Origin of the sequence: Burkholderia sp. MSh2, from assembly GCF_000731655.1 — a bacterium.
GTDB lineage: Bacteria > Pseudomonadota > Gammaproteobacteria > Burkholderiales > Burkholderiaceae > Burkholderia > Burkholderia paludis.
This window is the reverse complement of the sequence record NZ_JPGM01000092.1, coordinates 22,430-28,429: the sequence shown is the minus strand read 5'-3', so window position 1 is coordinate 28,429 and position 6,000 is coordinate 22,430. Positions and strand designations below refer to the sequence as shown.

Genomic DNA, 6,000 nt, shown 5'->3' with positions numbered 1-6,000 from the left:
CTCTCGGCCTATTCGCAGGCCAAGCTCAATGCTGTAGCCAGGCGGCTCAATGAGCGTCCGCGAAAGACACTAGACTTCGATACACCGGCTGAGCGATTTCATCAATTCGTTGCATCGACGGGTTGAATCCGCACGCGAGAGCGGTCAGGCGCCCACGCTATTCTTTGCCTAGCGCGCAGTGGGTGCCATGACCTTGCCCTGCCGGATTCTGGAAACGGCGCTGCGGTCGCCCCAGCATCGGGTATTCTTCGGCATCCGGAGGAAACACGCGCCATGCGCTGTCCGGATGACGGAAGAAGATGATGGTCCGCGCGCCGGCCGGGCGCAGTGCCTCTATCCAGACGTACCGGACACCGCGAGTGGTGCGGCCGTAGCGCATCACACGCCAAGGCCAGGCCCCCGGAGGTCCGAACCATTTCTCGGCGGCCGAACGCAAGTGCGAACTGGGATTCATGTAAGGCATCGCAACCTACGTAGCCGCCCAAGCGTTAGAGCGGACGCGGGCCCTTGAGGAACGCCACCATGTCACTTGCCTCTTGCAGAAAAATGGTCTCGTCGTCGGCTGCTGTAACCGGCATGTTCTTCGCAACGAGACCGTCGGTGGATGCGTCGTGTACCGTTCATACAAGACACGACCGGCCGGCCGCGGGCCGGCGCGGTCCGTCGAAGAGCGAACAACAATGTCGTTGCCTTTTACCGGTTTGAAGTTGGAATGGGGCGCCCAGTAGGCGACCAACTGGCAGATCGCAGTGACGCTGGCCACACCGGATGAGGCCGAGTAGGCTGAGGCTGAAACAATATCCGCAGAGATCGGGTTGCTGGCCGCATCACTACCACATGCAGCCAAGGTGGCGGTTGACTGAAACGCAAGTGCACGAAGAAACGGCATGTATCGATGTTTCATTCTGTCGTCTTGTGACAGTGCGTGTTGTATCGGGGGAGCCGCGATTCATTATGAACATGGAGCAACAGCGCAGCGCGATCTGCCAAGGTCGAGAACGCCGGGGTACCGTGATTCGCAATTGGTTGAGCCATATTGGTCTGGATTACTTCTTTTTTGGACAAGTGGTGCGAGAACAGACGCATCTTTTCGAAAGGGGAGCGGGAAGAATTGGGCCGGAAAAGTGCAACTGCTGGGCGGCGTCTGACGATGCTGGCCGAGAGCGGGATGCGTTCAACGAAGATAGTGGCATAGCTGAGTGCGCATCAGATCGGCGATCTCGGCTGCGCGCGTACTCGACAATTCGGAAGCGAGCGCGACGAAGTTCAGGCCTGCAAGTCCGCATGAACCTGCCTCGAAGCCGATGCCGACACCCGCCACGTCGCCCGACGTGATATAGGCGAAACCGGCTGCCCGTGTCTGATTCACCATGCGCAGCAGTTTGCTTTCGGTCACACGATGTTGCTGATATTCGGCGCAGTGCCGCGCATAGTGCTGGTGGATTTGGCGGTCGGGCAGGATGGCAAGCAGCGCGACGCCGGAAATGCCAGTCCCCAGCACACGGACCTTGCCAACGTACGACTCGAGTTCGAGTATCCGGGCGCTTGGCGACTCCATGTGCAAACAATGCGAATAGTCGCCCGACTGAACCGACAGCAGCACATGCCCGGTCGCCTGCCGTGCAAGCATCTTCATCATTGGAGTGCAGCGCTCGACGAGTGGCGGGCGGTACATCGACGCCATGCCCAGCGCCATCGTCTCGACGCCAAGCCGATATCGCTTGTGCAGATCGCGCGAGGCCATGCCGGATGTGACGAGCGACGACGTGATCCGATACGCGGTCGTGCGGTCGAGCCCGGTTTCCGCAACGATCGACGCCAGCGACATCCCGGCCAACTGATGTTGCGCGAGCAAGCGCAACACGTCGATGGCACGATCGAGCGTTTGCACGCCGCGCGCGCGACCGGGGGGCTCGCGCGCTTCGATTGACGGGGTGGGGCATTCTGCGTTCGTATTCATGGCACGCCGACAATTCTCACGTTATCGCGGCCGTACGACAGCGAACGTCGCGTTGGCTTTCAGCAGGCAGCGTTCGCCGGACATCAGCCGGCATGTCGCGAAATGCAGGCGGGCGCCCATCTTGTCGACGTCGACTTGCGCTTCGATCCAGTCGCCCGCACGCGCGGTATTGAGATAGTCAAGACTCAGATGTGCGGTGACGCTTTGTTGTTTCGCACCGCTTTCGCGGTTCAGCACGATGCCGATCGCGGTATCGGCGAGTGTCGCGAGCAATCCGCCGTGCGGGATGCTGAGATGATTCAGATGACATGCGCCCAGGCGGATGCCGACCGCGCGCCGTTCGGCATGCCAGTACAAGGTTCCGAGTTGCGCGGTGAAACCTCCGTTCGTTGCCATACGGACAAATCCGTCCGGTGGTGTGTCGTCGACTGCGTCCGGCGGTGCCGGCCGGCTGACGGGTTCGTTCATTCGATACATCACTCAACATCCGACTAAATAGGATCGACACTGTTCACGGAGGCCGTGCAGGATCCGGAAACCCTCACACATCGGGGCACGGCGTGTGCCTGTTACGCCGATACGCGTCGTGTCGATTCACGAGGGGCTCGACTCACCGGAGCCTGGCTGACGTCCGCAGCCGAACGGTACGGGATCCCGGATACATGATCGGTCGTTCAAACGGACTATTTTTCGCCATCCTTCCGCCGGGCCGCTTGCAACAGGGGGCTCAGAAGGCACCAATCTCGCCAGCCGCCAAATACTCATATCGGACGATGGGACCGCGCGCGCTTTTGTCTAGCCTTGGTGCATCTGGCACGTTGCATACCGGCGCCCCTGGAAAGCGGCTCGGTTGCCGGTTCCAGGCGTGCCGTCCGATCGACGGTCTCTATCGCTTCGGTATGGGCCGGTCTGGAGACCGGTGACAAGGAGGAGATTTTGTTTCAAGGTGAGAGCATCGAGGTTTTGCCGTTGCAGGACGGTCTGGTGGAGTTGCGCTTCGACAGGCGCGACGCGGCCATTAACAAGCTTGACGCACGGACCATCGACGAATTCGAGGAGGCGACGCGGAGAATCGCGGCGTCGCCGGAAGTGCGTGGCGTGCTGGTAACCAGTGCGAAAGAGGTGTTCATCGTCGGTGCCGACATCACCGAGTTCGGCGCGACGTTCCAGCAGCCTGCCGAGGAGATCGCGCAAGGTACGCGCGCGAACAACGACCGGATCAATGCTTTTGAGGATCTGGATATCCCCAGCGTGGTGGCGATCAATGGCTTCGCACTCGGCGGCGGGCTCGAGGTGGCCTTGCTGGCACCGATGCGGGTGATGTCGACGACGGCGCAGGTCGGCGTGCCGGAGGTCAATCTCGGGTTGATTCCTGGCCTGGGCGGCACAGTGCGTCTGTCGCGCTTGGCTGGCCTGGGTACCGCCGCGGAGTGGGTCGCGAGCGGAAATCCGGCGAAGGCGTCGGCGGCGCTTGCCGCGGGCGTTGTCGACGAAATCGCCGCGCCGGAAAGCCTGCGTGATCGCGCCCTGGACCTGTTGCGGCGTGCGGTGCAGGGAGACGTGAACTGGCGCGACGCGCAACGGCGCAAGCTCGAGCGTATGCCGATGACGCGTGAAGAAGCGGCGGGCATCGCGGGCGCCGTGCGCGCGCAGATTGCGGCACGGAGCGGCAAGCATCAACCGGCCGCGGTCATGGGGCTGGAGATGATGGTCGAGGCTGCGACCTGCGACCGTGCCGGTGCGCTGGATCTCGAATCGGCAGCCTTCGGCCGAATCGCGCGCACACAAGCGGCCGGGTCGCTCGTCCAGGCATTTCTCAACGATCAGGCGCTCAAGAAACTGTTCAGACGCCACGCGCAGAACGCCCGTCCGGTCAAGCAAGGGGCGGTACTGGGGGCGGGAATTATGGGCGGCGGCATTGCGTACACCAGCGCGCTTCGCGGTATGCCGGTGCGCTTGAAGGATATTGCCCAGTCGCAGCTTGATGTCGGGATGACCGAGGCCGGCAAGCAACTCGCCAAGCTGGTCAAGAATGGCAAGCTCGACCAGGCCAAGGCCGATGCGGTGCGCGCCACAATTGTCCCGCAGCTCAACGAAGCAGGTTTTACCGAGGTCGATTGCGTGATTGAAGCCGTGGTCGAGAACCTCGATGTCAAACGGAAAGTGCTCGCAGCGCTCGAAAGGGCCGTTGGGCCTGGCACGGTGATCGCATCGAACACGTCCAGTCTTCGCATCGACGACATTGCCCAGTCGCTCGCCCGCCCGGAAAACTTTGTCGGCATGCATTTCTTCAACCCTGTACCCGTCATGCGGCTGGTCGAAGTGATTCGTGGCGAGAAGACAAGCGATGCCGCCGTCTCGACGGCGGTGGGCTATGCCGTGGCGATGGGAAAGACGCCGGTCGTCGTCAAGGATTGCCCAGGCTTCCTCGTCAATCGCCTCCTGACACCTTACATCATTGCTTTCACGCAACTCGTGGCCGATGGCGCCGACTTCGAACAGATCGACCGCGTGATGGAGGGCTTCGGCTGGCCGATGGGGCCCGCATACCTGCAGGATGTGGTCGGCATGGATGTCGGCGCGCACGTGGGCGACGTGATCGGCGCCGGGTATCCGCAGCGCATGCGACCGGTCGAGCGCAACGCGATCAAGCTGATGGTCGCAAACAAACGGTATGGCCAGAAGAACGGCGTGGGCTTCTATCGCTATGACAATGATCCGGCGGGCCGTCCGCGCAAGTCCCCGGCGGCGGACGCGCACGCGCTGGTCGCGACGTTGCAATTGCAGGGTCCGCGCGCGTTTGACGACGACGAAATCATCGAACGGATGATGCTGCCGATGATCGTCGAGGCGGCACATGCGCTGGAGGAAGGCGTAGTAGCCACCCCTGCGGAACTCGACATGTCACTGTTGCTTGGCCTGGGTTTCCCTGCCTATGCCGGCGGTGCGCTCAAGTACGCGGACTGGCTCGGTCTCGACCGTGTGGTGGCGCTTTGCGAAAAGCATGCCGCGTTAGGGCCGCACTATGCGGCGACGCCGCGCATGCGGGCAATGGCTGCCGCTCACGAACGCTACTACCAGGTCTGACCCAACCCTGTTCCGATCCCTACTGACTCGATAGAAAACATGAAACTCGACTCCAATATTGCAGCGGTGATTACCGGCGGTGCGTCCGGCCTGGGTGCCGTCATGGCCCGGCGCCTGGCAAGCCATGGCGTCAAGGTGGCGTTGTTCGACCTGAACACGGAGCAGGGCGGGGCGTTGGCGCGCGAGCTTGGCGGTGTGTTCTGCAAGGTCGACGTGACGTCCGAAGAACAGGTCGACGCTGCATTTGCACAGGCACGCGTCGCAAACGGCCAGGAGCGTGTGCTGGTCAACTGCGCAGGCACCGGCAATTCGATCAAGACAGCCAGTCGCGACAAGACGACCGGCGAGGTCAAGTACTTTCCGACGGATGCGTTCGATCGCATCATCCAGATCAACCTGGTGGGCACCTTCCGCTGCATCGCGAAGTCGGCAGCGGGCATGCTGACACTCGATCCGCAGGAAGATGGTGAACGGGGGGTGATCGTCAATACGGCTTCCGTGGCCGCGCAGGACGGGCAGATGGGGCAAGCGGCCTACAGCGCGTCAAAGGCCGCGATCACTGGGATGACCTTGCCGATCGCGCGCGACCTCATGTCCGAAGGTATTCGCGTGAACACCATCATGCCCGGCATCTTCGACACGCCGCTGTTGCAAGCGTTGCCCGACAACGTCAGGGCCGCGCTGGCCGCATCGGTACCATTCCCGAAGCGTCTGGGCAATCCCGAAGAGTTTGCGCAGCTTGCCGAAACCATAATCGCCAACGGCTATTTCAACGGAGAGTCCGTTCGATTGGATGGCGCGATTCGCATGGCCGCGCGCTGACGGACGCCGGCGCCGGGCGTATTCGTCCGGTGTCGGACAAATGCCGCGACATCGGCCATCGAGGTCGAATTGTAGAGGGGTGGCGGACACCCGAGGATGCGGTCACTACCTGCCGCGGAAGGCGTCAAGGG

General features: G+C 62.2%; 4 protein-coding genes and 1 pseudogene. 3 read left to right on the top strand and 2 right to left on the bottom strand.

The annotated features are described in order from the left end of the window. A pseudogene (locus tag GQ57_RS42585) lies at positions 1-126 on the top strand (IS30 family transposase); the annotation flags it as partial. 1,048 nt (positions 127-1,174) lie between these two features. Here the strand turns inward: GQ57_RS42585 and GQ57_RS35310 are convergent. Together GQ57_RS35310 and GQ57_RS35305 are read right to left on the bottom strand one after the other, a co-directional pair. Continuing rightward, positions 1,175-1,960, bottom strand: a complete 786-nt coding sequence (locus GQ57_RS35310) for an IclR family transcriptional regulator (protein ID WP_081896855.1) — start codon at positions 1,958-1,960, stop codon at positions 1,175-1,177. Between the two features lie 21 nt (positions 1,961-1,981). Further along, positions 1,982-2,428, bottom strand: a complete 447-nt coding sequence (locus tag GQ57_RS35305) for a PaaI family thioesterase (RefSeq protein ID WP_152603437.1) — start codon at positions 2,426-2,428, stop codon at positions 1,982-1,984. Between the two features lie 336 nt (positions 2,429-2,764). On the opposite strand from GQ57_RS35305, the gene fadB reads away from it, so the two are divergent. Together fadB and GQ57_RS35295 are read left to right on the top strand one after the other, a co-directional pair. After that, the gene (fadB, locus tag GQ57_RS35300; protein WP_235215186.1) at positions 2,765-5,047 is read left to right on the top strand and encodes a fatty acid oxidation complex subunit alpha FadB; all 2,283 of its coding nucleotides are present in this window, start codon (positions 2,765-2,767) and stop codon (positions 5,045-5,047) included. Between the two features lie 39 nt (positions 5,048-5,086). Then, positions 5,087-5,869, top strand: a complete 783-nt coding sequence (locus GQ57_RS35295; protein ID WP_034200312.1) for an SDR family NAD(P)-dependent oxidoreductase — start codon at positions 5,087-5,089, stop codon at positions 5,867-5,869. Positions 5,870-6,000: the final 131 nt, after the last annotated feature.